The sequence below is a fragment of the Piscirickettsia salmonis LF-89 = ATCC VR-1361 genome, from assembly GCF_000297215.2.
Classification (GTDB): domain Bacteria; phylum Pseudomonadota; class Gammaproteobacteria; order Piscirickettsiales; family Piscirickettsiaceae; genus Piscirickettsia; species Piscirickettsia salmonis.
In genome coordinates this window covers 1-21,350 of record NZ_AMFF02000118.1, presented here as the reverse complement: position 1 = coordinate 21,350, position 21,350 = coordinate 1, and the positions used below count along the sequence as shown (strand labels likewise).

Here is a 21,350-nt window from a genome sequence, read left to right as displayed (position 1 = left end):
GCAGATTTTATGTAATTGATATACAAATAAATTATGCAAGCATAGTGATCTACACTAAGAAAGGTAAGGCGTATGCAAAATGAAATTTTAGAGTTATTAGAAAAAGAAGATATTTGGACCGCATTACAAAAAGAAAGTGATAACCTAGATAGTTTTAGCAAAGCATTTTTTTCTGACTTTAATGAAGACAGCTTAAACAACAAACAATATATAACCAACTTTCAGCGTGATTCTGCAAATTTTTCTAATACCATAGGTCAAAAAGTTTGTTGCACTATATTAAATGTAACAAATAGCGAAGAATCTGTGAGTGTCTATTCTTTTTGGTTGGTACTGGCAAAGCAAGCCTTTAAAGATAAAAATTTTGAAGTTAGTTTCAGTATTATCAGTGCATTAAATAATTCAGAGATATGTAAAATTTTTGGTGAGAAAGGCCTAGCTCACTCACTCCTCGAGGTTTCATTATTAAAAGACAAGTCAGAACTCGACCGCATGTTCTCATTTGAAAGAAATTTCAAAGCCCTTAGAGATCACCGTAACAGTTTAGGAGCACCCTTTTATGGCCCTCTTTTATTATTAGCCAAAGATATAGAGTATCTAAGAGTAAATATAGGAAGACCACCTGAAAACAAATTACTTACACCAGATACAGCAGAAAAAATAAAGTCTGATTTTCGGATGTTGTTAGGACAAAGACAAGACTGTAGCACTGAAGCGGTCGCATATTTTGAGCCTTACAATCAGCCTCAGGATATAGCAAGTGCCTCTGCAAAGCTACAAGAATTGCTGAGGCTACAACAATTTTTACAAACGCTACAGGAGAAAACTTATAATACTTCTGGAAAAGAGAATCCTTTTAATGACTGTAAGACACTAAAGAAATTTTGCTTTGAAGTCTCAGTTTGCGTTGGCAACCTGTCTTTTACACCATTAATGCGTAATCAGTTGATTGAATTGTTGAACCACCCTGAACAGCTTTATTTTAAAGAAAAAATCTGTCCAAATGGTAACAAAGTACGCATGAGAGATATACGTGAGTATGCTTTGCATGGTGGTGAATTTGGCTATGTTGGTAGCCAAAGCACACTCCTTCCAAACCAAAAGGACATGGCAAATAAAAATTTTTTTAAACATGTCTATCGTGACAGAGTCGCACCTCCATCGATGATATTTCATAATCAAAGCCAAGTTGAAAAAGCGGCAAGGGCAACAGAAACACTACCTTCTCACGACCACTAACTATAACGTGCTTAAAGTATAAGCTACGTAGCCTAAGACAAAGAAAAGTTTTAAAATCATCTAAGAATGTAGTCGCATGCTTAATTCGTGACTATATTGGATAGCTATGTTAGATTGTTAGTATTTCTTACACCAAATACTCATTATACAGTCAATATATCTTATGCCAATTAAAAAACACCTGCCCCCATTAAACGCACTAAAAGTTTTTGATGTTGCGGCTGAGCTACTTAATTTTTCACGCACGGGTGAAGAGCTTAATATGACCCATTCAGCCGTCAGCCAACATATCAAACGTCTTGAAGGCTATCTTGCTAAAACCTTATTTTTACGAAAACCCGGTAATCGTCTTGCTCTTACTGAAGAAGGCCAGCGCTATGCTGAACATATTCATAAATCCTTGCGCATTATTAATGATGCCACGGTTGAACTGACCCAAGATCAACACGCCACTGTTATTCATTTAAACCTCTCATCAAGCATGGCAACATACTGGCTAATCCCGCGCTTAGCAGACTTTCAAGCCTCATCATCCGGCTTTGAGCTACGCTTAGCAACGCCATTACGGCCCAACTCATTGCAATTTAATGACATCGATGCGGCCATCCAGTACAACTCACAAGATCATCAAAAAGACTATTGCAGTGACTTTCTCTTACAAGACCGCTTAGTTCCGGTATGCAGCCCAGCACTCTTTCAAGATCCACAAGCAATTAAATTAAATGCAAACTTACTGATTGATCAATATCCCTTTATTAACATTCGCCACACCGTACGCACCAATGACCTAGAAAACTGGTGCCAACACTACCAATGTTCAGTACCTCAAATCGAAGAGCGCTTAATCTTTGAGCATACAATTCAAGGCATTCAAGCCGCTCTCAACGGCCTCGGCATTTTAGTCACCCACCTGCCACTGGTTGCAAACTTACTTAAATTAGGCCATTTAATCATTCCCACACAAGAAACAGTTCCAGGCATTCATGATCTGTATCTAACCTATCCTAATAATTATTTAACACGCAATAAAGTCGCACCGCTACGCCAATGGCTACTTAAAACAGCGCAAGAATTTATCGACGAAGTGCCCAAATCACTGCTTACAAATAACCCTTAAGATAACTACACAATAATTCATTATGCAAATCACCGATATCACTCAGCGCTTGCAAGATGCTGGATTCTCTTGCCGCCCAAGCCAACAACGTATGATTCAAGCGGTTGCTGCCAGCATCCATCACCGCTATATTTTACTCTGTGAAGGTGGCACCGGCATTGGTAAAAGTTTTGGCTATCTATTAGGTGTGCTGTCACAAGCACAAGCAAAAAAGCACACATTAATTATTGCAACAGCAACCATTCAGTTAATGGAACAATTAGCCAATAAAGATATTCCCCAGGTTGAAAAATTACTCGGTCTCTCTTTAAATATAGAAATTGCCAAAGGGCGCCGACGCTATATTTGCCATCATAAATTTTATGCTCTGGATGATTTACTGATGTTAGAGCGCTTAACACCTTTGCATAATGCCTTAGAAAAAGAAAATTGGTCTGGCGACAGAGACAGCTTAAACGTTAAAATTGATGATGACTTATGGCAAAAAATATCCACCGATCGAGCAGGCTGTTTAAATCATCGTTGTCATTTTTTTAAAGAATGTGCTTTTTTCAGTGCGCGTGAACGCCAAAAATCCGCTGATATTATTATTACTAACCATGCGACCTTATTGGCGGACATTTGGCTCGGCCTTGGTAAAATTCTTCCTGAACCCGAAAAGTCAACTTATATCATCGATGAGGCCCATCATCTTCCTGAACAATCGATTAATAGCTTAGCCCAAGAACTGTCTCTTCACTCAAGCAAAGAATATATCCAGGAAACAAAGCAACTACTATTAAAGTGCAAACCTCTTTTTGATGACCCTCCAAAAAGTTTCTTCAGTGCCTTTGACTTTAGCGAGCAAATTATCGATCGATTAACTTCATTGAAAAAAATTCTACAGCTTAACTTTAAAGACCGTGCGACAGGAAAAGAATGGGTTTTCTTGGATGATTTCCCAAAGAGCCTAGCCGAAGAGTTCAATCACCTAGCCAACTTAACACGAACCTGTCTCACACAAGTTTCATTATTTGCCGAATACTTTGAAAATACACATATTGATTCTTTAGAAAAGAAACAGCAATATCAAAGTCGCTTAGAATTTATTATTAATATGCTAGAAACCATGTTAACAACATGGCAACACTTCCCAAACAAAGAAGATAACCAAGGTGCCCGACAAGCGCGATGGATCACCTTAAAACAAAACAAAGAACAAGACGATTACCGGTTTCACCTAAGCTTGATTGACACCAGTCACAAACTTGCTGAGCTATTTTGGCAACGGGCACCTGAAGCCATTACCCTATGTTCCGCCACACTTAAAATATCAGGTCAATTTCAGCACTTTGCCCGCAAAATCGGCCTACATTTACAAAATAGCCATACCGTCAAATCAATCAGCTGCCCTTCACCCTTTGCCTATGCGCAATCCCAACTGATTATTCCCAAACTAAAGTCAGCACCAACACATACCAATGACCAGCACTTACAAGAATTCCAAACATTTTTAAAAGCACTATTACAAGAGTTTAGTCAAGGCTGCCTCGTGCTATTTACCAGTCAAAAGAGCCTAGAAAACACCTTTGCCATGCTACCTAAGGGCTTACAAAATAAAGTGACCTGCCAAGGTGATCTACCTAAACAGCAGCTGATTAAAAAATTTAAGCACCCTATTGACCAAGGAAAACCCCATGCGCTCTTTGGTTTGCAATCACTCGCCGAAGGCCTAGATTTGCCTGGCCATTACTGCAAAACACTCATTATTCAAAAAATTCCATTTGCGATGCCAAACACCCCACAAGCACAAACACGTGAGCATGCTCTAAAGCTACAAAACAAAAATGTATTTATCGAACATACTTTACCTGAAGCTCACTTAAGGTTAATTCAATGGACAGGCAGGCTGATTCGTACTGAATCAGACCAGGGTAAATTGGTGCTTTTCGATGACCGTATTATTTACAAAACTTATGGTAAAAAGCTCCTGGCCTCCTTGCCCGCATTTGAGGTCCATCATCCAAGCTCATGGCAAGAAACTGTTGAGCTAGTGATTTAAACCTTACTCATCACTCAATAAGCTGCCCTAACTTTTTTAGAACTGATAACTATAAAGACACAGTAAAGATCACAAAAATGTGAAGCGCAATTAAGCCAACAGCTGATCAAATTGCTTGAAAATTCGTATAACCTCTTGCCCCCTCACCCCTTGAGCTTGCAGACCTGCTTCTGCCATCGGTGCAATACCAGGTGCTAAAGGCAAATCCCCGCCTGCTGCTATAATCACCTTCATTCGCGGTAAAAAAATCCACTGCACCCATTGACTAAAATGCAGTGTATCCACACAAAAGGGCTCTTGGCTTAACAATGCGCTCTTGCAAGGCGCCTCTGCCTCCCAAAGGCGTTGCTCACGCAAAGTTTTTTCTAATTCTTGCAACAAGCTCGCAATCGCTATACAGGTAGTTTGATTCATTGTTTTTATCAACTCACTAAAAAACTAAAAAAATTTCCAAATACATTATAAAGTTGTTGACTTCTATTTCAAAATCCGCATAATAGGTCCTCGTTGCAGGGCGTAAGCCTAGCAGTATAGCCAAGTGCGAGTGTGGCGGAATTGGTAGACGCGCTGGATTTAGGTTCCAGTGGGGCGACCCGTGAGAGTTCGAGTCTCTCCTCTCGCACCATCCTTATCTCTTGTCCTGAGATTATCGTTTACACAAATTTATCCAATTATCTTTATTTTAGCTAAACATTAAAACCATATTCCTATTTCCCAGCTCTCAAGCAAAAAGAGCCAGCTCCATTCATTTAAATTAGTTTCTGAGTTTTAATTAATATATACAAATAAAAAAGAGCACCCATGAGTGCTCATCATATAAAAAGCAGTGACTTTAATTGCTTAAAGTACAGTCTCTTTTAATGCTTTAAGCGCTGTAACCTTCACAGTCGTGCGGGCAGGCTTCGCTGGAACGTGAATTTCCTCACCATTAAATGGACTGATAATCGTACGTGCTTTTGTTGCAGCCTTCTTAGAACGACGGATTTTTACACCCACTTCTGGAATAGTAAACTCACCAGAACCACGCTTTTTCATATGGCGAGAAATCAAAATGCGTAAGCTTTCGAAAACTTGCAACACATCTTTTTTCGGCAACCCCGTCTCCTCAGCAATGCTGTTAACGACTTGGATTTTAGTCATACGTTCTGTAATTGCAGAGAACTTTGCCTTACGGCTAGCAGCAGGTGCTGCTGGTTTTGTTGCGGCTGCTTTTTTTCTTGGCATCACAATACCCTTTCATTATTTACTTGTCCTAAGATTTATAAGTCATTTTCCATACAAATGCAACAAAATTCATACAATTATTTAATAATAATCTGCAGTTAGAAAATTAACTCAGTTTAAGCTGCTAGCTGCCAAAAAACAGCCCAATTAATAAATCAGCAATCACGCTTTACCTTTAAAGTTACACTCCTCTTATTTCAAGAATCGATTCCATTTTAGCATCTAAAATAAATAACATATTCACCATAAAACTCAATATTTTTTTATTATTACCGTCTTTTAAATATCAATTAACAGTAAATACAATTAAAATAAATTCACTGCTACTTTTATAATGTAGCCATAATCTAATTATTATTTTTCTGTTGAAACGACTTGCCAACGACCATCCGCTTGCCGGCATGCAGTGCCGTAAATCTCTTGCTTCTGCCCTGCAATCATCGCCTTTTGCTGAAATTCCCGACAATATTGCTGGCGACGCTCTTGCTTATTGTAACGCTGGTAAGTACGCACTGCCTCAACACTATAACTATTGCCTGTATCTGGATTACGCCAACGTGTCACTTGCCCTGTTTTTACCTTTTCTAAACTCTGGTTTAGCTTTATTTTATCCTGCTGATCCATCGATTGACCGATTTTAGAACCAATTAATCCACCCAAAACAGCACCACCAATGGCCATTGCAACTCGACCACTGCCTTTACCAAACAGCTGGCCAGCAACACCGCCAACAACAGCCCCAGTCGCAGCTCCGACTTCTTGACGGCTAAAGTTCTGGGCACAGCCAACTAAAAATATGCTAATAATAATTAAACTACTACCTTGCAAACATCCTCTGTTCATTACTTCCCTCACTAATAGCAAATATAAAAACCTAAAACCCAAAATCTAAGATCCAAGATCCAAGGCAAATATTAATTAAACTATAATTAATTCTATCATTAATTATAGTGTAGCCAGAGCATCTTCCAAATGCTTAACACCGACAATTTCAATACCGTTGATTTTTTGTTTAGGACAGTTTGCAAGAGGTACAATTGCTTGTGTAAAACCATGTTTGACGGCTTCTTTAATTCGCTCTAGTCCTCGTTGCACTGGGCGAATTTCCCCAGATAAGCCAATTTCACCAAAAATAATCAGCTCCTGTGACAACGCTTTTCCCCGCAAACTAGAAACACAGGCAAGCAATAAGGCTAAATCCGCTGCAGTTTCAGTAATTTTCATCCCTCCAACCACATTAATAAATACATCCTGGTCATAACTGGCAATACCACCATGGCGATTTAATACGGCTAGTAGCATAGCTAAACGCTGCTGATCTAAGCCAACTGCAATTCGCCTTGGATTTGGCGAATGGGATTCATCAACTAAAGCCTGTACTTCAACTAATAACGGACGTGTTCCTTCCCAAGCAACCATCACCACACTCCCTGGCTGCAAGTCTTCATAGCGTGATAAAAAAATTGCTGAAGGGTTACTGACTGTCTTAAGCCCAGTTTCTGTCATGGCAAAAATACCCAATTCATTCGCCGCACCAAAACGATTTTTAACCGCCCGTAATAAGCGAAAGCGACTGTCTTGCTCACCTTCAAAATAAAGCACAGTATCAACCATATGCTCTAATACCCGAGGACCGGCAAGCACCCCTTCTTTAGTCACATGACCCACTAAAAATAAACACGTCCCAGTACGTTTTGCAAATTGCGTCAATATTGCCGCACTTTCTCTAACTTGTGCCACACCTCCAGGAGCCGACTGTAGACTTTCAGTGAAAATTGTTTGAATCGAATCGACAATAAGCACTTTTGGCTGCTCTATTTCCGCCGCCTTTAAAATACGTTCAACTTGAGTTTCTGCTAACAATCTCAAATCAACGTCCTGAGACAATCCCAAACGTTTTGACCTTAAAGTCACTTGCTCAAGCGATTCTTCACCCGTGACATAAAGCACCTTACCAAACTGTGTACAATTTACAGAAGTCTGTAATAATAGCGTTGATTTACCGATTCCAGGATCACCCCCTAATAAAATGACCGCCCCATGGACTAACCCTCCACCAAGCACCCGATCAAATTCACAAATTCCAACAGGCTGGCGACTGATTTGTTCCGGTGTGATTTCACTTAAACGCTTCACTTTAGGTGCATCAATACCAGCAAAGCCTGCAAAACGCTGACTACGTCCTGGCCGATTTGGTAGCACTTCTTTTACTTCACTTAAGCTATTCCATTGCTGGCAATGTGGACACTGACCTAACCATTTTTTTGCAATACCGCCACAATCACTACAAACATATTGGTTTTTTTGCTTGCTCATACTATGCTTGGCCTTCTAAGCTATTTTTTATATAGTTAAATTAAAATTATCATCAAGGTAAAATCCACAGTCATGGTAAAATACCAACCCTACCCACAAGGATCGATTATATCATGCTAAGCCTTGCTGTTATTACCACTGCCTATCTTGCTCAACAACCCTTATTGTCAGCACCAATATCCAAAACACAGATAAATACAGCCTATTCACAAAACATACAATCAATCAAGCAAGAATTTATAATAAAAATCACCCAAAGCGAAAACACAATTAATCAAATGATTCTACAAAAACGCCAACATATTCTTAGCTTAATACAGAAAAAAAGCTTATCAAAGCAGGAAATCACTCAACTTCAAGCGCTAGCTAAACAATACAAGCTTAACAACCTACACTTTAAACACCCACACGACTTCAGCGCGTTATTAAAACGTGTTGATATTATTCCAAACGCTCTCATTAGCGCACAAGCGATTAACGAATCAAATTGGGGACGCTCACGCTTTGCTATAGAAGGCAATAATTTTTTCGGCATGCGCTGCCATTATCCAGGATGTGGCATTATTCCCAAAGCACGCCCAGCTAACAACCATTGGGAAGTTGCCAACTATTCATCAATGACCGCATCAGTTCGTGCCTACATACATACACTAAATACACATAACGCCTATCAAGCACTGCGTGATTTACGTGCAGACATGCGTGCGAACCATCAAGATATATCCGCCTTTAAGCTCGCAGAAGGCTTAACTGCTTATTCTATTAAAGGAACTAAATACGTTGAGCTAATTCAAAAAATTATCACGCGCTATTTATCAAAAGAAAGCACTTTTCAGTTCGCTTAAATCTTAACTCTAAAATAAACTAACCTATTCTTGCCATATATAAGGTGCACGCAGTGGCATATTACAAATTAACTCATAAGCAATCGTTCCGACATGACGCGCTATCTCTTCAACAGGTAAATCCTGCCCCCATACCGTCACAGCTTCTCCAACACCTGCATCTGGACACCTTCTTAAGTCAATCGCAACCATATCCATAGAAACGCGCCCAATCAACGCACAGCGCTGACCTCGAACCAAAAATGGCGTGCCACTTGGAGCAAGCCTTGGATAACCATCCCCATAACCTAAAGAAAGAATACCGACTTGCATATCTTCAGGACACTGCCAAGTTGCCCCATAACCAACACTCTCGCCTTGACGCAACTGCTTTACGCTGATTAACCGAGAAACCACATGCATCACCGGTTGTAACTCAAAATCCACCCCGTTTTTATCAGCAAATGGTGAAATACCATACAACATAATCCCCGGACGCACCCAATCATACCGTTCATAACTAAAATTAAAAATTGCAGCAGAATTCACACAAGAATATGGACCAGGAAATTTTTTTCTTACTTGCTGAAAAGCCGAAATTTGCCTGCTATTTAATTGATGGTAAGGTTCATCAGCACAAGCAAAGTGACTCATTAGCCCCAGCTGCCCTACCTTATTACTTTTCTTTAAACTTAAATAAATAGCACTTAAATAGTCCAAGCACTTTCCTGATGTACAATCAAAACCCAGTCGCCCCATTCCGGTATCAAGCTTTAACCAAACATCAACTGGCTTTGCAACTAGAGCATGATGGCGCAACCAATCGACTTGCTCTTGACAGTGAATAACGATGCTAAAATTATAGTTTTCAACCAGCCTGAGCTCTTCAGGACTAAACACACCTTCCATCAACACAATCGGTGAGCAAATGCCTTGCTCTCGCAGCCGTATCGCCTCTTCAATCGCAGCAACACCAAAACCATCGACTTTTTTATCTAAATATTTTGCAACTTCAAAACTATGCCCATAACCATAGGCTTTAACCATGGCTAAAATTTTACTATCCGGCGCTTTTTCACGGACTTTCTTTAAGTTATGCAATAATGCAGACCGACTTAATAACACACGTGTTGCTCGCCCCATAGGCTTCCTCTCTCCTTAAGCGTTCTTATTCATTATTGATACGCTTCAAAGCCTTCTTCATTTAAGGGCGAATAATTATCAAAGCGCGTATAACGACCTTGAAAGGTTAAACGCACAGTGCCAATCGGTCCATTCCTTTGTTTACCGATAATAATCTCAGCAATCCCTTTATCTTGACTCTCTGGATTATACACTTCATCACGGTATACAAACATAATCAAGTCGGCATCTTGCTCTATCGCGCCTGACTCACGCAGGTCACTCATCACAGGACGTTTATCTGCACGCTGCTCCAAACTTCGATTAAGCTGGGAAAGCGCAATCACCGGTACATTTAATTCTTTTGCTAATGCTTTTAATGAGCGTGAAATCACCGAGATTTCCGCCGTTCGATTATCCTCACCAGGCACTTGCATCAACTGTAAATAATCAATAATAATCATGCTCAAGCCTCCTTGCTCACGTGCTAGGCGACGCGCACGTGCACGCAATTCTGCAGGACTTAAGCTCCCTTGATCATCAATAAATAAATTATTACGCTCATTAAGCATCGTCATCGCATTGGTTAATTTTGGCCAATCTTCATCTTCCAGCTGCCCCGAACGCAACTTACTTTGATCAATACGCCCTTGCGAAGACAATACACGAAAAATTAATGATTCAGACGGCATTTCCATACTAAAAACCAACACGGGCTTATCATGGTGAAGCGCGGCATATTCGGCAATATTCATCGCAAACGTCGTCTTACCCATCGACGGTCGTCCAGCAACGATCACCAAATCCGACGCTTGCAGCCCTAAAGTCATTTTATCTAAATCATCAAAACCAGAAGAAACACCAGTAATCGCATTCCCTGAATGAAATAACTCATCAATACGATCTAGGACATTTGGAAAAATACTACGAATCGACTCAGGGCCGGTCTGCTCTTTAGCCCCTGATTCGGCAATTGCAAAGACTTTACTCTCCGCCTCATCCAGCAATTCATCACTACTGCGCCCTTCGGGCAAAAAAGCACTATCTGCAATGCCATTGGCCACTTCAATCAGTTTTCGCAATACTGCTCGTTCGTGAACAATATGCGCATAATGCGTAATATTTACCGTACTTGGTGTATTTTTTGCCAACTCTCCCAAGTAAGCTAAACCACCATTTTTTTCTAACTCACCTTTAGATTCTAAGGCGTCAGATACCGTAATCACATCAATTGGCTGGTTAAGATCAGTTAAACTCTGAATCTCTTCAAAAATAAAGCGGTGCTCTGGTCGGTAAAAATCCCCAGCAGCCACAAGACTCACAACCTTATCCCAGGCTCCCTGATCCAATAACAACCCCCCTAAAACAGACTGCTCAGCCTCGATAGAATGAGGTGGCACCTTTAAGTCAGCCACTTCTAACGCTGCAGACTGAGATTTAGATGGGTATTTTTTTAATTTTTGTTTCGCTTTCATCATTGCATTATATCAGGCACTTTTAAATATATTCTATTCGTCTTGATTCTTGCTCTTTGATCCAGGCGTTATCTCTGTTTGTTCCGTTAGCTTAAACTATATTATTATTAACATGCCTTAACTACACAAGAGGCCCAATCATGGGCCTAATGTTTCTTAGCGTAATGTATGTGTGTAACGCTTAGCGCTATCTATATCAAAGCAGCCTCTTAGCTTGCTGCAACGACATCCACTTTTACAGTCACCTCAACGTCACTGTGCAAGTGTAGCTCAACGTCATATTCACCAACTTGGCGAATTGAACTTTCAGATAAACGAATATCTTGGCGTGAAATTTCAATACCTTTTTCAGCCAAAGCAACCGCAATATCTGCAGTACCGATCGAACCGAACAGCTTACCTTCATCACCTGCTTTTGCAGCAACCGTAATTACTGCAAGCTCAGTTACTGTTGTTGCACACTTTTGTGCTTCCGCCAGCTTCTCTTGGGCTAAGCGCTCGATTTCTGCACGACGCGCTTCAAACTCTTTCAAGTTAGCGGCGGTTGCAGGAACGGCTTTACCTGTAGGAATTAAAAAGTTACGCGCATAGCCTGACTTGACAACCACTTGCTCGCCAAGATCACCTAAATTACGGACTTTTTCTTTTAAGATAATTTGCATGTAGGCGCTCCTTACTGATGACGATCAGTATATGGCAATAGGGCAACAAAACGTGCACGCTTAATTGCTGTTGCCAATTGACGCTGATAACGCGCACGCGTACCGGTGATACGACTAGGCACGATTTTGCCACTTTCAGTCACATAGTTACGCAACATTACAGTATCTTTATAATCAATTTCTTTGATATCTTCTGCTGTGAAGCGGCAGAACTTACGACGACGATAATTAAATGACATCTGGATCATCTCCTTAAGTAAAAAAACATTCAGTCTGGGTTAATCTTCTTTAGTCTTCAGCTTTCGCTAACAGAGAAGGCTCAGTGATTGCATTTTCACGGCGAAGAATAAGATGACGTAATACCGCATCATTATAACGAAATGCATCTTCAAGCTCGATACGAGCTTCTTCACCACACTCAATGTTCATCAACACGTAGTGGGCTTTGTGTAGCTTGTTAATAGGATAAGCAAGCTGACGACGTCCCCAATCTTCAAGGCGATGAATTTTACCTTGATGCGTTGTTTCTATGTTTGCACGATAGCGCTCAAGCATAGAAGGGACCTGTTCACTCTGATCTGGGTGAACCATAAATACGACTTCATAGTGACGCATTTTTTGATACTCCTTATGGCTAAAAGCCTTTTACATTAAACGTAATAAGGCAAGGAGGCCTCATTAAGAGCACAGATTATACCGAAGCTAAGCAAAAACCTCAACTAGAAAAACAACCTAGATAACCTAAGGTAAAACTAACTCATTAAATTCAGCACTAAACTCACCTACTAAACCCACCTGAAAAGCGAGCAGGACTGACTTAGGAGCCTGAAAGTGCTTGATTAAATAAACGTAATAGCCCTTTACCTTTAAAGTTATCGCGAAAACATACATATAAGGGAATTTTAGTTTCTAATAAGCGTGAGTTCATAACCAACTTATTAATTAACAAGCTATTATTTTCTTTTTGTAACCGAGCCAAGACACTCGGGTCTATCACCGCCAAATCAATTTTTTTAGCGGCCAGCGCATCAATAGTTGCAGCGTCATCCGGAAAGTCAATCACAGACAGTAATCCTTGTGCTAAAGCCCAGTCAAAAGCTTCACTGTTATAATAACCTTTAACCACACCAATACGATAACCGCTCAAATCTGCTAAACGTGTCCACTGCACCTTATCTGCTGGGCGCTCAGCAAAACCAAGTGAACTAGAACCAATCGGCAATGATGCTATACCTTTACGTGCTTTACAGCCATAGGAGGGGAAAAATGCCACCGCACCATCACTAAACTTAATCACACGCTCCCAGCTCATAAATTGGATTTTAGCATTCATCCCCATTTTTTTCAGTGTTTCTTTAACTTTAATACTTACTTTACCAAAGCCAGGGGCATATTTGCTCGTATAGGGAGGCCATTCACTCGCATTAAATTTAATTGTATTCGCATAGCTACAACTCAATCCTAATAATAAAAGAGCTGGTATGAGGTCTGATAATTGCCTATTCATCCTTAATTATCCTCTTTTTTCTTTGCCAACTGCCAATCACGTAAACCTCACTCAGCCTAACAGCTTACAACCGGTTTTACATTTATAAAAAAACAGGGCAGACTAAAATCGCTCCCAGGCTTGATTACTTAACAGAGAATACCATCCCCATGCCGCAAACAGAACATTATTCACTCTTAGATAAACAACTTTACGCCCTACTCGAAGGCTCCAGGCACTGGTTAACTAATAGCAGTCAACTCAGTGCATTTATATTTCAGCAGATTACAACATTAAACTGGGTCGGATTTTACTGGTTGAACTCCAATAAAGAACAATTAGAATTAGGCAGTTTCCAGGGCAATCCCGCCTGTAATCCGATTCCTTTAGGTAAAGGCGTCTGTGGCACGTGTGCGCTTAACCAAGATATTCAACGCATCAACGATGTCACTTGCTTAGATAATCATATCACCTGTGATTCTAACTCACGCTCAGAACTGGTCATCCCTATCATTAAACATAACCAATTCTATGGAGTACTTGATATTGACTCACCTATACCACACCGCTTTAGTGAAGCCGATCAACAGGGAATCTCTCAGCTATTAGAACAGTTTTGCCAATCAACAGACCTCGCACCCGTAGCAACGCTTTTTTAAAAGGAAAAAAGCAAGAAAAATAAGCTTTACATTATTAAATTTAGCATGTTAAGAAACGTTGAATAGACTTCTGTAAAACAGCTACGTCTATATTATGACTGTATTGCCCATCTTTGATATAAACCTTACCAATCGCCTCCAGCATAACTAGCCTGATTTTTTTATCAACAACTTTTTTATCAACCGCTAACGCTTGAGTAATGGACGACAATTCAAGCACGGGCGTCTGCGCTAATAACTCATTAATTTCTAAACAACGAGCTAATTTGTCATACTCACTTTTAGCAAAAATACCCAAACATACAGCATAATTTGCTTCTATTAATAAACCCAATGCAACCGCTTCACCATGATTTAACGCATGGTCACTCGCAACTTCTAACGCATGGGCAACCGTATGACCTAAATTTAAGACCTGACGCAACCCCTTTTCATGCACATCAATACTCACGATCTGATTTTTCACTTGACAGCTTTTAAATATCACCCGAGCTAATGCTGTTTTATCATCTAAATTTAATAATGCTGTCGCTTGCTCGGTTAATTCATTAAAAAACTCACAATCATTAATCAAGGCATGCTTAAGAATTTCGATAAAGCCTGCTTTACGCTCTCGCATCGACAAAGTTATTAATACATCCGGGTCAATCACTACACGCACCGGCTGGGTAATCGTACCGATCATATTTTTGCCAAGCGGGGTATTTACTCCAGTTTTTCCACCAATGCTTGCATCAACCATCGCCAACAAGCTCGTTGGCAAATAAAATACCGGCACACCACGACAATACGTTGCTGCTAAATAACCAGCAATATCAGTCACCACACCACCGCCAAGCGCAATCACTAGCGTATCGCGAGTCAATCCAGCGCGTAGCATTTCATCTTCAAGGCATTGCTTTACCTCACGGGTTTTACACGCCTCACCACAGCCGATGCTTAATAATAAAACCTCAGCACCTTGCTCAAGCAATTTTGCTTGAAACTGTTCAGCATACAAAGGTCGTACCTGATCGTCTGTGACAAGCACAATGCGTTTCGACATCATCAGACAATCTGTTATCAATTCACTCGACTGCAACAATCCAGCGCTTATATCAATATTATAAGCAGGCTTAGTTGTTACTTTTAACTGCAACATCACCTTATTTTCATCCTAATTTATTATTCTAAATCATTAATTAACTTTATAATTTAGCCGCACGATTCACTAGCAAAGCATCAGCAAGTACCAACGCCAACATCGACTCAACTACAGGCACCGCACGAATAGCAACACAAGGATCATGACGTGAACCTGTCGGTAAGGTAAAATCAGCTTTTTTACCAGCAAGATTAGCAGTGGCTTGTACTTTTTTAATGCTTGATGTCGGCTTAAAGGCAACTTGCCCCGTAATACATTCACCTGTACTAATACCACCTAAAGTGCCACCCGCATGATTCGTCACTAAGCTTTTATTCTCAGTAAATAAATCATTATGCTCAGAGCCTTGCATACGTGATGCAGCAAAACCTTCACCAAGACTCATCCCCTTGGTTGCAGGCAAACTCATCATCGCTTTGGCCAAATTAGCTTCTAACTTTTCATAGACTGGATCACCGATTCCTACAGGCAAACCAATGGCTGAAAACTGGATAATACCACCTAAAGAATCACCTTCTTCAATTGCTTTATCTAACTCGGCCATCATTTTTTTACCGGCGCTAGTATCAGCACAATAAAGCGGATGATCATAAATCTTTTGTTTTAACTGTGGTAATTCTTGAGCGACTAAATCAGCGTCAACCGAACCAATGGACTGAATACTTGCTGCGGTTTTAACACCAAAATGGGCCAATAATTTTTTAGCAACCGCCCCTGCGGCCACTCGACAAGCGGTTTCACGTGCAGAAGAACGTCCACCACCACGATAATCAAAGACACCATATTTTTCCAAATAAGTATAGTTCGCATGGCCTGGGCGTAATAAATCTTTAATTGGCTCATACTTACTCGAATCGGCATCATGATTATGAATGACAATCGACACAGGCGCACCAGTTGTTTTCCCTGCAAAGACACCTGAATAAATTTCTGCATAATCTTTTTCTTTTCTAGGTGAGGTAAAGCGATTTTTACCGGTAACCCGCAAATCTAATTCCGCATTAATCTCATCCTCACTCAGAGCTAAACCCGCAGGACAGCCATCAATCACAACACCAATCCCTTTACCATGAGACTCGCCCCAGGTGGTAATACGAAAAATTTGTCCAAATGAATTACTGGCCACAAGACTCTCCTAATCTTTCTAACTGCATGATTGCCAACGATACCGTCTCGCAACTAATTTTAATACAGTGATGTGCAACTTGTTGATAATAAATCTGGCGTTGCTGACAAAGTGCTAAAAACTCCTCCAACCCAGCCTCTACATTACTATCATTTTTTATATAAGCAGGCTTCTTACCTGACAAATAACGCTTTGTTAATAATTGCTTGTCCGCATCTAGATAAACGACTTGACCTAATTGCCGTAATCTCACACGGTTTTTTTCAGCAAATACCGCACCACCCCCTGTTGCTAATACACAAAGCTCTGGTAAATCAAGCGCGAATAGTACCTGTGTTTCCAGCTTGCGAAAACCGACCTCGCCTAAAGCCCGAAAAATTTCAGGAATAGATAACGCAGGCACTTTATTTTCCTGCTGATTATTCTGATGATTCTGATTATAATAACTTTTTAATAACTCATCTAAGTCAAAAAACGGCCACCTTTTAATTTCTGCCAGCTGCTGACCTAAGGTAGTTTTTCCCACACCTTTTGGCCCACACAAAATCATGCGCATGTAAGCTCTCGCATATCAACACCCAATACTTGCATTTGCTCGACAAAACTCGGATAACTTTTAGCAACACATTCACTCCCTGCAATTTCACACTCACCTGTCGCAGCAAGAGCAGCAATCGCCATTGACATCACAATCCGATGGTCATGATAGCCCTGGAGGTTTTTCTGATTAACGAGCTTTTGCCCACCAACAATACTTAAACCATCTGCTGTTTCTTTAATATCAGCCCCGAGTTTTTGTAATTCTGCAGTAATCGCTGCCAGTCGATTTGACTCTTTTTGCCGCGCAATACTTGCTCCGGAAATTATCGTCTGACCTTCGGCATAACAAGCAACCACCGCCATAATCGTCACAGCATCAATAAATTCATTAATATCAAAACTAACGCCCTGCAATTTTTCTACCGCAAGCACCTGTAGTGATTTTCCATTCGCATCATATTCAAAATTCGCTCCCATTTTAACGAGAACATCGAGTAATTTTTTATCACCCTGAGCATCCGCTAAATCTACATTATCAATAGTTACTGTACTTTGGGTAACGAGAGCCGCAGCAACCGGATAGGCCAACGAACTAAAGTCACCGGGCACACGATAATTAAAACCCGTCATTTTTTGCACACCGGGAATGACAAACCGTGTATAACCTTCACGCTGATAAGCTAAACCTAAACGATCAAACCAACTCAGTGTTAAATCAACCCAAGGTAACTCACCCGGCTGATCGACAATAATTTCAGTCTCCCCTGCGATGAATACACTGGCAATCAATAGTGCTGAAACTGGCTGTGAGTCTTGACCATCAATACGCGCATAATTGCCTTGCAAAGGTCCTCGAATAATCAAGGGTGCATGGTTATCGCCTTTCATCGCAACACACTCTGCTCCCAGTTGCTTTAAACCTTCAATCAATGGCTGAGCCGGACGGTTAAAGCGTACAGAGTGATCACCTGTCATTACACTATAGCCTGGAATTAAGCCTAAAATAGCCCCCACAAACCGTAATACCTGACCAGAATTCCCAGCATCCAAAATATTATCTGGCTGCTTAGGCTGACCTGAAACACCCGTAATATCCAAGCGGTTTTCAGCCTCCGTTAAACTAATCTCTGCACCAAAGGCACGACAAGCCGCAATCATCGCATACGCATCAGGCGAAAGTAGGAAAGACTCAATACAACTCTTACCATCCGCCAAAGCAGCAAAGAGGATCGCCCGCAAGGTATGTGATTTCGACGAGGGAATTTCTATCCGGCCTTGTAATTGTGAAGGCTTAACCTGTAGTTTTTTCATTATCTTACTCAATTTAACACGAACAAAATTAATACATTCATAAAAGGCCACCCTAAGCACAGCCAAGAAGCTGACAGGATTGAAGCTGATCTTGTACCTTTTTAACGGTACAGGTTAGACTATCATGCTCACAGCTCTCTGACAACCTTACCAGTATACCCTTTGAACACAACCAATGATCAACGCTCTGACTGTCTACCAATAACTGTGGCAGCACCCTCAACTCATCATGCTCAGCCAACCAAAGATAGCATATTGATGAGTGGGCTTTAAGCTTCGCTTGACCTTTATTCACGACAACGAATGTTGTCTGATTATCCCGCTCATCCATAATATGCTGATGTCGAACAATTAAATTCCATTTTTGTGCGCAACGCGCTGATGCAATAGCAGCACTACCTATCTCACCGCGGACTCTTAGCGCCGCTTCAGCATTGCTTGCCACAGCGATACAAGGCACATCCAAGTAATTTTTTTCTAACCACTGCTTACACTGTAACAAGGACTGCTCATGTGCGTAAATTTTATCAATCACCGTGGTTTTTTCATGAATTAATAAGTTATGTTCTATCGCTAACTGATGCTCTTCACTAATGTGCATGTCTGACTTTAATAATTGCTCCAATACCGCGCCAATCACACCAGAGGTGCTATTGTGCAGGGGCAATACTGCTAATCTCACTTCCTCAGCCAACAATCGATTTATAATACTATCAAAAGAATCCTCTAAAGATAGCTGAATAAAGTCACCTAACTGTCGGTAGGCCGCTTCCTCAGAATAAGTACCCGCAGGACCCAAACACGCCACAGTTAAAGGCTGCTGCAAACTTAAACTTAATGACATAATTTGGCGAAACATATGATAAATAACCTTATCATCTAAGGGCCCTTCATTATGCTCAAGAATTCTTGCTAAAACCGCCTTTTCGCGTTCTGGGCAATAGAATTGCTTGATATTTAATTGTTTTTTTACCGCAGCAATTTCTAAAGCGCATAATGCTCGTTGGTTTAATAAATCCAACAACTTAAGATCAATGCCATCAATTTTACCACGCAGCGCATTGAGTGTTTGCATATTCAATTCTCCTTTCCTCTGCAACTAAATATCACGTTTGACACTATTAGCAATTAAAGTCAACTCTTGCATCAACTGCGTCAGCTCTTCGGGATTTAAAGCCTGCTCAGCATCACACCAAGCCTGCTCAGGTTGATGATGCGACTCGATAATCAAACCATCTGCACCTGCAGCAATAGCCGCTTTTGATAATGCAGGCACCAGCGAAGCACAACCTGCCGCATGGCTTGGGTCAATCATTACCGGCAAGTGCGTCTCACGCTTTAACATGGGAATTGCAGTAACATCTAACATATTACGATAAGCATTTTCAAAGCTACGCACCCCACGCTCACACAGAATAATATTCAGATTACCAGAGGCTGCAATATATTCTGCTGCATTTAACCATTCTTTAATCGTTGCACACATACCCCGCTTTAATAAAACGGGGGTTTTAGTACGCCCAACTTCTTTTAGTAATTCAAAATTTTGCATATTACGTGTACCAATTTGAATCAAGTCCACTCCAGCGGCTAAAAAGTGCTCCAAATGACGCACATCCAATAGCTCCGTTACCATCGGCAGCGCACTCGCTCTAGCAGCCTGCTCTAACATCACCAGACCATCGACCCCATGCCCCTGAAAACTATAAGGATTTGTCCTTGGTTTGAATGCTCCGCCACGCATTAATCGACAACCTGCACGCTTTACCATATCTGCGGCTTTTGCCATCTGCTCTGGCGTTTCTACAGAACACGGACCACTAATTATCTGTATTGCTTTGCCTCCAATTGCAACACCCGCCACATCAATAATAGACCCTTGAGGTAAACTTTCACGAGAAACTAAAGGGTAGGTTTTTTTGTATCAATCAAACGGATAGACCCAGGCAAAATGTCTTTTATTTTTTGAGCATCTTCTCTTCGATTATCTCCCTGTAAATGAATTAAAGTGGCTTTTTCTCCAGCAACAACTAAATTATCAATACCTAAAGAATTTAATTGGTCCATCAGTCCAATATAATTTTTTAACGATGAATTTTCTAATGCGATTACCATGATAAGTCCTTACATAATATGCAATAACAATAATTAAAACAGCCCTAATTGCCATATCGCTTTAATCAAGCAGACGACATATGACCTAATTTAAATAAGTATGATTTCTTTTTTTTTAAAAGAATTTCTTAAAAACTGTAAAACGCCATTAAGAGCACAAGTGAGTTTTAAGAAAAATAAGAAAAGCTAAATCGATAAGAAAAAGGGGCAGGTAAAGAGAAAGAAGAAGAAAATAAAGATAAAGCGGATGAAGCTAAAGACAAGCGGATATGTGATTGTATCTGTGCCGGCGCTCGCCGCCGCAGCTGTTCTTTCATTTGATTACCCTAAAAATTTAATGGATATATGCTTTCCAATCTAGAGCACTGCACAAATAAAGTCAAGACATACACTGATAAAACTGGCGGATTTATGCGCACACTAAAATCAGCACCCAACATCAGATGGTAATTCCATTACCTCTTCATCGCATTCAGCAGAGCGCGAGAAAAACAGAGCAGGCAATTGGCCTAAATGGTCTTTACCTCCCGAAGATAGTGCCTGCTGCCACACTCCATCGGTAATTGCTGCTATTTTCTTTGCAGTTTCAAAATACATTTCTCCAGCAATCCATGCGTTAGTGTTAGAGCGAAGCGTCAAAAAGTGTCTATGTTTATATGCAACACCAACGGCACACTTTAACACCTCAACTGGGTTATTTTGAGGTAATATTTCTAAAAGACATTGGAAGTCTTTAACCTTTTGATCCCCATGAGTGCTTTTTTGTGCCCGCACTATCCCAACTCGAGTAAGCGCTGCTATCGCCATATTCTTTTGGCCATCATCACCTTTGGAAAGATCTAAACCTAAAGAGATATTGAGTCTCTCAAGCTCCTTAAGATAAATTTCCACTACCTCACTACTGCTCACTTTCGCAGCACTAACTACCCGGTAACCCTCCCTTAAAATG

At 40.7% G+C, this 21,350-nt stretch carries 23 protein-coding genes, 1 tRNA gene and 1 pseudogene; 6 read left to right on the top strand and 19 right to left on the bottom strand.

Features of this window, described 5'->3' with window-relative positions; genetic code table 11:
* The first annotated feature begins 72 nt into the window (after positions 1–72).
* From C200_RS11520 to C200_RS11510, 3 genes are all read left to right on the top strand, one after another.
* The gene (locus tag C200_RS11520; protein WP_016209459.1) at positions 73–1,239 is read left to right on the top strand and encodes a RasGEF domain-containing protein; all 1,167 of its coding nucleotides are present in this window, start codon (positions 73–75) and stop codon (positions 1,237–1,239) included.
* A gap of 163 nt (positions 1,240–1,402) precedes the next feature.
* A complete protein-coding gene (locus tag C200_RS11515) occupies positions 1,403–2,356 on the top strand; it encodes a LysR substrate-binding domain-containing protein (protein ID WP_016209478.1) in 954 nt (317 codons plus the stop codon).
* Positions 2,357–2,378: 22 nt separating this feature from the next.
* Positions 2,379–4,397, top strand: a complete 2,019-nt coding sequence (locus C200_RS11510; protein WP_016209452.1) for a helicase C-terminal domain-containing protein — start codon at positions 2,379–2,381, stop codon at positions 4,395–4,397.
* Positions 4,398–4,487: 90 nt separating this feature from the next.
* Here the strand turns inward: C200_RS11510 and C200_RS11505 are convergent, their stop codons facing one another.
* Complete coding sequence (locus tag C200_RS11505; protein WP_016209490.1) at positions 4,488–4,811, bottom strand: YqcC family protein; 324 nt, start codon at positions 4,809–4,811, stop codon at positions 4,488–4,490.
* Positions 4,812–4,937: 126 nt separating this feature from the next.
* Here C200_RS11505 and C200_RS11500 point away from each other — a divergent pair.
* Positions 4,938–5,022, top strand: a tRNA-Leu gene (locus C200_RS11500).
* 215 nt (positions 5,023–5,237) lie between these two features.
* Here the strand turns inward: C200_RS11500 and C200_RS11495 are convergent.
* From C200_RS11495 to radA, 3 genes are all read right to left on the bottom strand, one after another.
* Complete coding sequence (locus C200_RS11495) at positions 5,238–5,621, bottom strand: HU family DNA-binding protein (RefSeq protein ID WP_016209463.1); 384 nt, start codon at positions 5,619–5,621, stop codon at positions 5,238–5,240.
* Between the two features lie 354 nt (positions 5,622–5,975).
* The gene (locus tag C200_RS11490; RefSeq protein WP_032126730.1) at positions 5,976–6,464 is read right to left on the bottom strand and encodes an RT0821/Lpp0805 family surface protein; all 489 of its coding nucleotides are present in this window, start codon (positions 6,462–6,464) and stop codon (positions 5,976–5,978) included.
* A gap of 102 nt (positions 6,465–6,566) precedes the next feature.
* The gene (gene radA / locus C200_RS11485; protein WP_016209472.1) at positions 6,567–7,937 is read right to left on the bottom strand and encodes a DNA repair protein RadA; all 1,371 of its coding nucleotides are present in this window, start codon (positions 7,935–7,937) and stop codon (positions 6,567–6,569) included.
* Positions 7,938–8,050: 113 nt separating this feature from the next.
* Here radA and C200_RS11480 point away from each other — a divergent pair, with 113 nt between their 5' ends.
* Positions 8,051–8,782 carry a glucosaminidase domain-containing protein gene (locus tag C200_RS11480; protein WP_016209456.1) on the top strand — a complete coding sequence of 244 codons (732 nt, stop codon included), beginning with the start codon at positions 8,051–8,053 and terminating at the stop codon, positions 8,780–8,782.
* A 24-nt stretch (positions 8,783–8,806) separates the two neighbouring features.
* Here the strand turns inward: C200_RS11480 and alr are convergent, their stop codons facing one another.
* From alr to C200_RS11450, 6 genes are all read right to left on the bottom strand, one after another.
* Entirely contained in the window at positions 8,807–9,904 is a 1,098-nt protein-coding gene (alr, locus tag C200_RS11475) for an alanine racemase (protein WP_016209491.1), read from the bottom strand.
* 32 nt (positions 9,905–9,936) lie between these two features.
* A complete protein-coding gene (gene dnaB, locus C200_RS11470; protein WP_016209475.1) occupies positions 9,937–11,358 on the bottom strand; it encodes a replicative DNA helicase in 1,422 nt (473 codons plus the stop codon).
* A 209-nt stretch (positions 11,359–11,567) separates the two neighbouring features.
* Positions 11,568–12,020 (bottom strand): 50S ribosomal protein L9, encoded by a 453-nt coding sequence (gene rplI / locus C200_RS11465; RefSeq protein WP_016209484.1) that lies wholly within the window; start codon positions 12,018–12,020, stop codon positions 11,568–11,570.
* A gap of 11 nt (positions 12,021–12,031) precedes the next feature.
* A complete protein-coding gene (gene rpsR, locus C200_RS11460) occupies positions 12,032–12,259 on the bottom strand; it encodes a 30S ribosomal protein S18 (RefSeq protein WP_016209480.1) in 228 nt (75 codons plus the stop codon).
* Positions 12,260–12,308: 49 nt separating this feature from the next.
* Complete coding sequence (gene rpsF / locus C200_RS11455; protein WP_016209481.1) at positions 12,309–12,635, bottom strand: 30S ribosomal protein S6; 327 nt, start codon at positions 12,633–12,635, stop codon at positions 12,309–12,311.
* Positions 12,636–12,837: 202 nt separating this feature from the next.
* The gene (locus tag C200_RS11450; RefSeq protein ID WP_016209493.1) at positions 12,838–13,527 is read right to left on the bottom strand and encodes a substrate-binding periplasmic protein; all 690 of its coding nucleotides are present in this window, start codon (positions 13,525–13,527) and stop codon (positions 12,838–12,840) included.
* Between the two features lie 149 nt (positions 13,528–13,676).
* Between C200_RS11450 and C200_RS11445 the strand changes: the two genes are divergently transcribed.
* Positions 13,677–14,165 carry a GAF domain-containing protein gene (locus tag C200_RS11445; protein WP_016209488.1) on the top strand — a complete coding sequence of 163 codons (489 nt, stop codon included), beginning with the start codon at positions 13,677–13,679 and terminating at the stop codon, positions 14,163–14,165.
* A gap of 40 nt (positions 14,166–14,205) precedes the next feature.
* Here C200_RS11445 and aroB read toward each other — a convergent pair whose 3' ends face one another.
* The 9 genes and pseudogenes from aroB to C200_RS15515 all read right to left on the bottom strand — a co-directional run.
* Complete coding sequence (gene aroB / locus C200_RS11440; protein ID WP_016209465.1) at positions 14,206–15,306, bottom strand: 3-dehydroquinate synthase; 1,101 nt, start codon at positions 15,304–15,306, stop codon at positions 14,206–14,208.
* A 46-nt stretch (positions 15,307–15,352) separates the two neighbouring features.
* Positions 15,353–16,435, bottom strand: coding sequence for a chorismate synthase (gene aroC, locus C200_RS11435; protein WP_016209460.1), 1,083 nt, complete (start codon positions 16,433–16,435; stop codon positions 15,353–15,355).
* Positions 16,425–16,991 carry a shikimate kinase gene (locus C200_RS11430; protein ID WP_052133284.1) on the bottom strand — a complete coding sequence of 189 codons (567 nt, stop codon included), beginning with the start codon at positions 16,989–16,991 and terminating at the stop codon, positions 16,425–16,427. Before C200_RS11430 ends, aroC begins: the two co-directional genes overlap by 11 nt.
* Entirely contained in the window at positions 16,982–18,286 is a 1,305-nt protein-coding gene (gene aroA, locus C200_RS11425; protein WP_032126728.1) for a 3-phosphoshikimate 1-carboxyvinyltransferase, read from the bottom strand. The genes C200_RS11430 and aroA overlap by 10 nt, the downstream gene beginning before the upstream one ends.
* Before the next feature lie 52 nt (positions 18,287–18,338).
* Positions 18,339–19,361, bottom strand: coding sequence for a chorismate mutase (gene pheA / locus C200_RS11420; protein WP_016209485.1), 1,023 nt, complete (start codon positions 19,359–19,361; stop codon positions 18,339–18,341).
* 24 nt (positions 19,362–19,385) lie between these two features.
* A pseudogene (gene aroF, locus C200_RS14285) lies at positions 19,386–20,177 on the bottom strand (3-deoxy-7-phosphoheptulonate synthase); the annotation flags it as partial.
* An 11-nt stretch (positions 20,178–20,188) separates the two neighbouring features.
* Complete coding sequence (locus C200_RS16190) at positions 20,189–20,401, bottom strand: hypothetical protein (protein ID WP_016209496.1); 213 nt, start codon at positions 20,399–20,401, stop codon at positions 20,189–20,191.
* Positions 20,402–20,568: 167 nt separating this feature from the next.
* Positions 20,569–20,718, bottom strand: a complete 150-nt coding sequence (locus C200_RS15520) for a hypothetical protein (protein ID WP_016209453.1) — start codon at positions 20,716–20,718, stop codon at positions 20,569–20,571.
* A 109-nt stretch (positions 20,719–20,827) separates the two neighbouring features.
* Positions 20,828–21,350, bottom strand: a 523-nt coding sequence (locus C200_RS15515; RefSeq protein WP_211250932.1) for a hypothetical protein, incomplete at its 5' end; no start/stop codon positions are given.

Bases quoted from the DNA above. Each gene is read 5' to 3' on its own strand.
- aroB (WP_016209465.1), bottom strand. From the start codon at position 15,306: ATGTTGCAGTTAAAAGTAACAACTAAGCCTGCTTATAATATTGATATA.
- C200_RS11490 (WP_032126730.1), bottom strand. From the start codon at position 6,464: ATGAACAGAGGATGTTTGCAAGGTAGTAGTTTAATTATTATTAGCATA.
- C200_RS11480 (WP_016209456.1), top strand. From the start codon at position 8,051: ATGCTAAGCCTTGCTGTTATTACCACTGCCTATCTTGCTCAACAACCC.
- dnaB (WP_016209475.1), bottom strand. From the start codon at position 11,358: ATGAAAGCGAAACAAAAATTAAAAAAATACCCATCTAAATCTCAGTCT.
- C200_RS11510 (WP_016209452.1), top strand. From the start codon at position 2,379: ATGCAAATCACCGATATCACTCAGCGCTTGCAAGATGCTGGATTCTCT.
- C200_RS11505 (WP_016209490.1), bottom strand. From the start codon at position 4,811: ATGAATCAAACTACCTGTATAGCGATTGCGAGCTTGTTGCAAGAATTA.
- C200_RS11520 (WP_016209459.1), top strand. From the start codon at position 73: ATGCAAAATGAAATTTTAGAGTTATTAGAAAAAGAAGATATTTGGACC.
- C200_RS11515 (WP_016209478.1), top strand. From the start codon at position 1,403: ATGCCAATTAAAAAACACCTGCCCCCATTAAACGCACTAAAAGTTTTT.
- alr (WP_016209491.1), bottom strand. From the start codon at position 9,904: ATGGGGCGAGCAACACGTGTGTTATTAAGTCGGTCTGCATTATTGCAT.
- C200_RS11495 (WP_016209463.1), bottom strand. From the start codon at position 5,621: ATGCCAAGAAAAAAAGCAGCCGCAACAAAACCAGCAGCACCTGCTGCT.
- C200_RS16190 (WP_016209496.1), bottom strand. From the start codon at position 20,401: ATGGTAATCGCATTAGAAAATTCATCGTTAAAAAATTATATTGGACTG.
- rplI (WP_016209484.1), bottom strand. From the start codon at position 12,020: ATGCAAATTATCTTAAAAGAAAAAGTCCGTAATTTAGGTGATCTTGGC.
- C200_RS11445 (WP_016209488.1), top strand. From the start codon at position 13,677: ATGCCGCAAACAGAACATTATTCACTCTTAGATAAACAACTTTACGCC.
- C200_RS11450 (WP_016209493.1), bottom strand. From the start codon at position 13,527: ATGAATAGGCAATTATCAGACCTCATACCAGCTCTTTTATTATTAGGA.
- C200_RS15520 (WP_016209453.1), bottom strand. From the start codon at position 20,718: ATGAAAGAACAGCTGCGGCGGCGAGCGCCGGCACAGATACAATCACAT.
- pheA (WP_016209485.1), bottom strand. From the start codon at position 19,361: ATGCAAACACTCAATGCGCTGCGTGGTAAAATTGATGGCATTGATCTT.
- rpsF (WP_016209481.1), bottom strand. From the start codon at position 12,635: ATGCGTCACTATGAAGTCGTATTTATGGTTCACCCAGATCAGAGTGAA.
- aroA (WP_032126728.1), bottom strand. From the start codon at position 18,286: ATGAAAAAACTACAGGTTAAGCCTTCACAATTACAAGGCCGGATAGAA.
- rpsR (WP_016209480.1), bottom strand. From the start codon at position 12,259: ATGTCATTTAATTATCGTCGTCGTAAGTTCTGCCGCTTCACAGCAGAA.
- C200_RS11430 (WP_052133284.1), bottom strand. From the start codon at position 16,991: ATGCGCATGATTTTGTGTGGGCCAAAAGGTGTGGGAAAAACTACCTTA.
- radA (WP_016209472.1), bottom strand. From the start codon at position 7,937: ATGAGCAAGCAAAAAAACCAATATGTTTGTAGTGATTGTGGCGGTATT.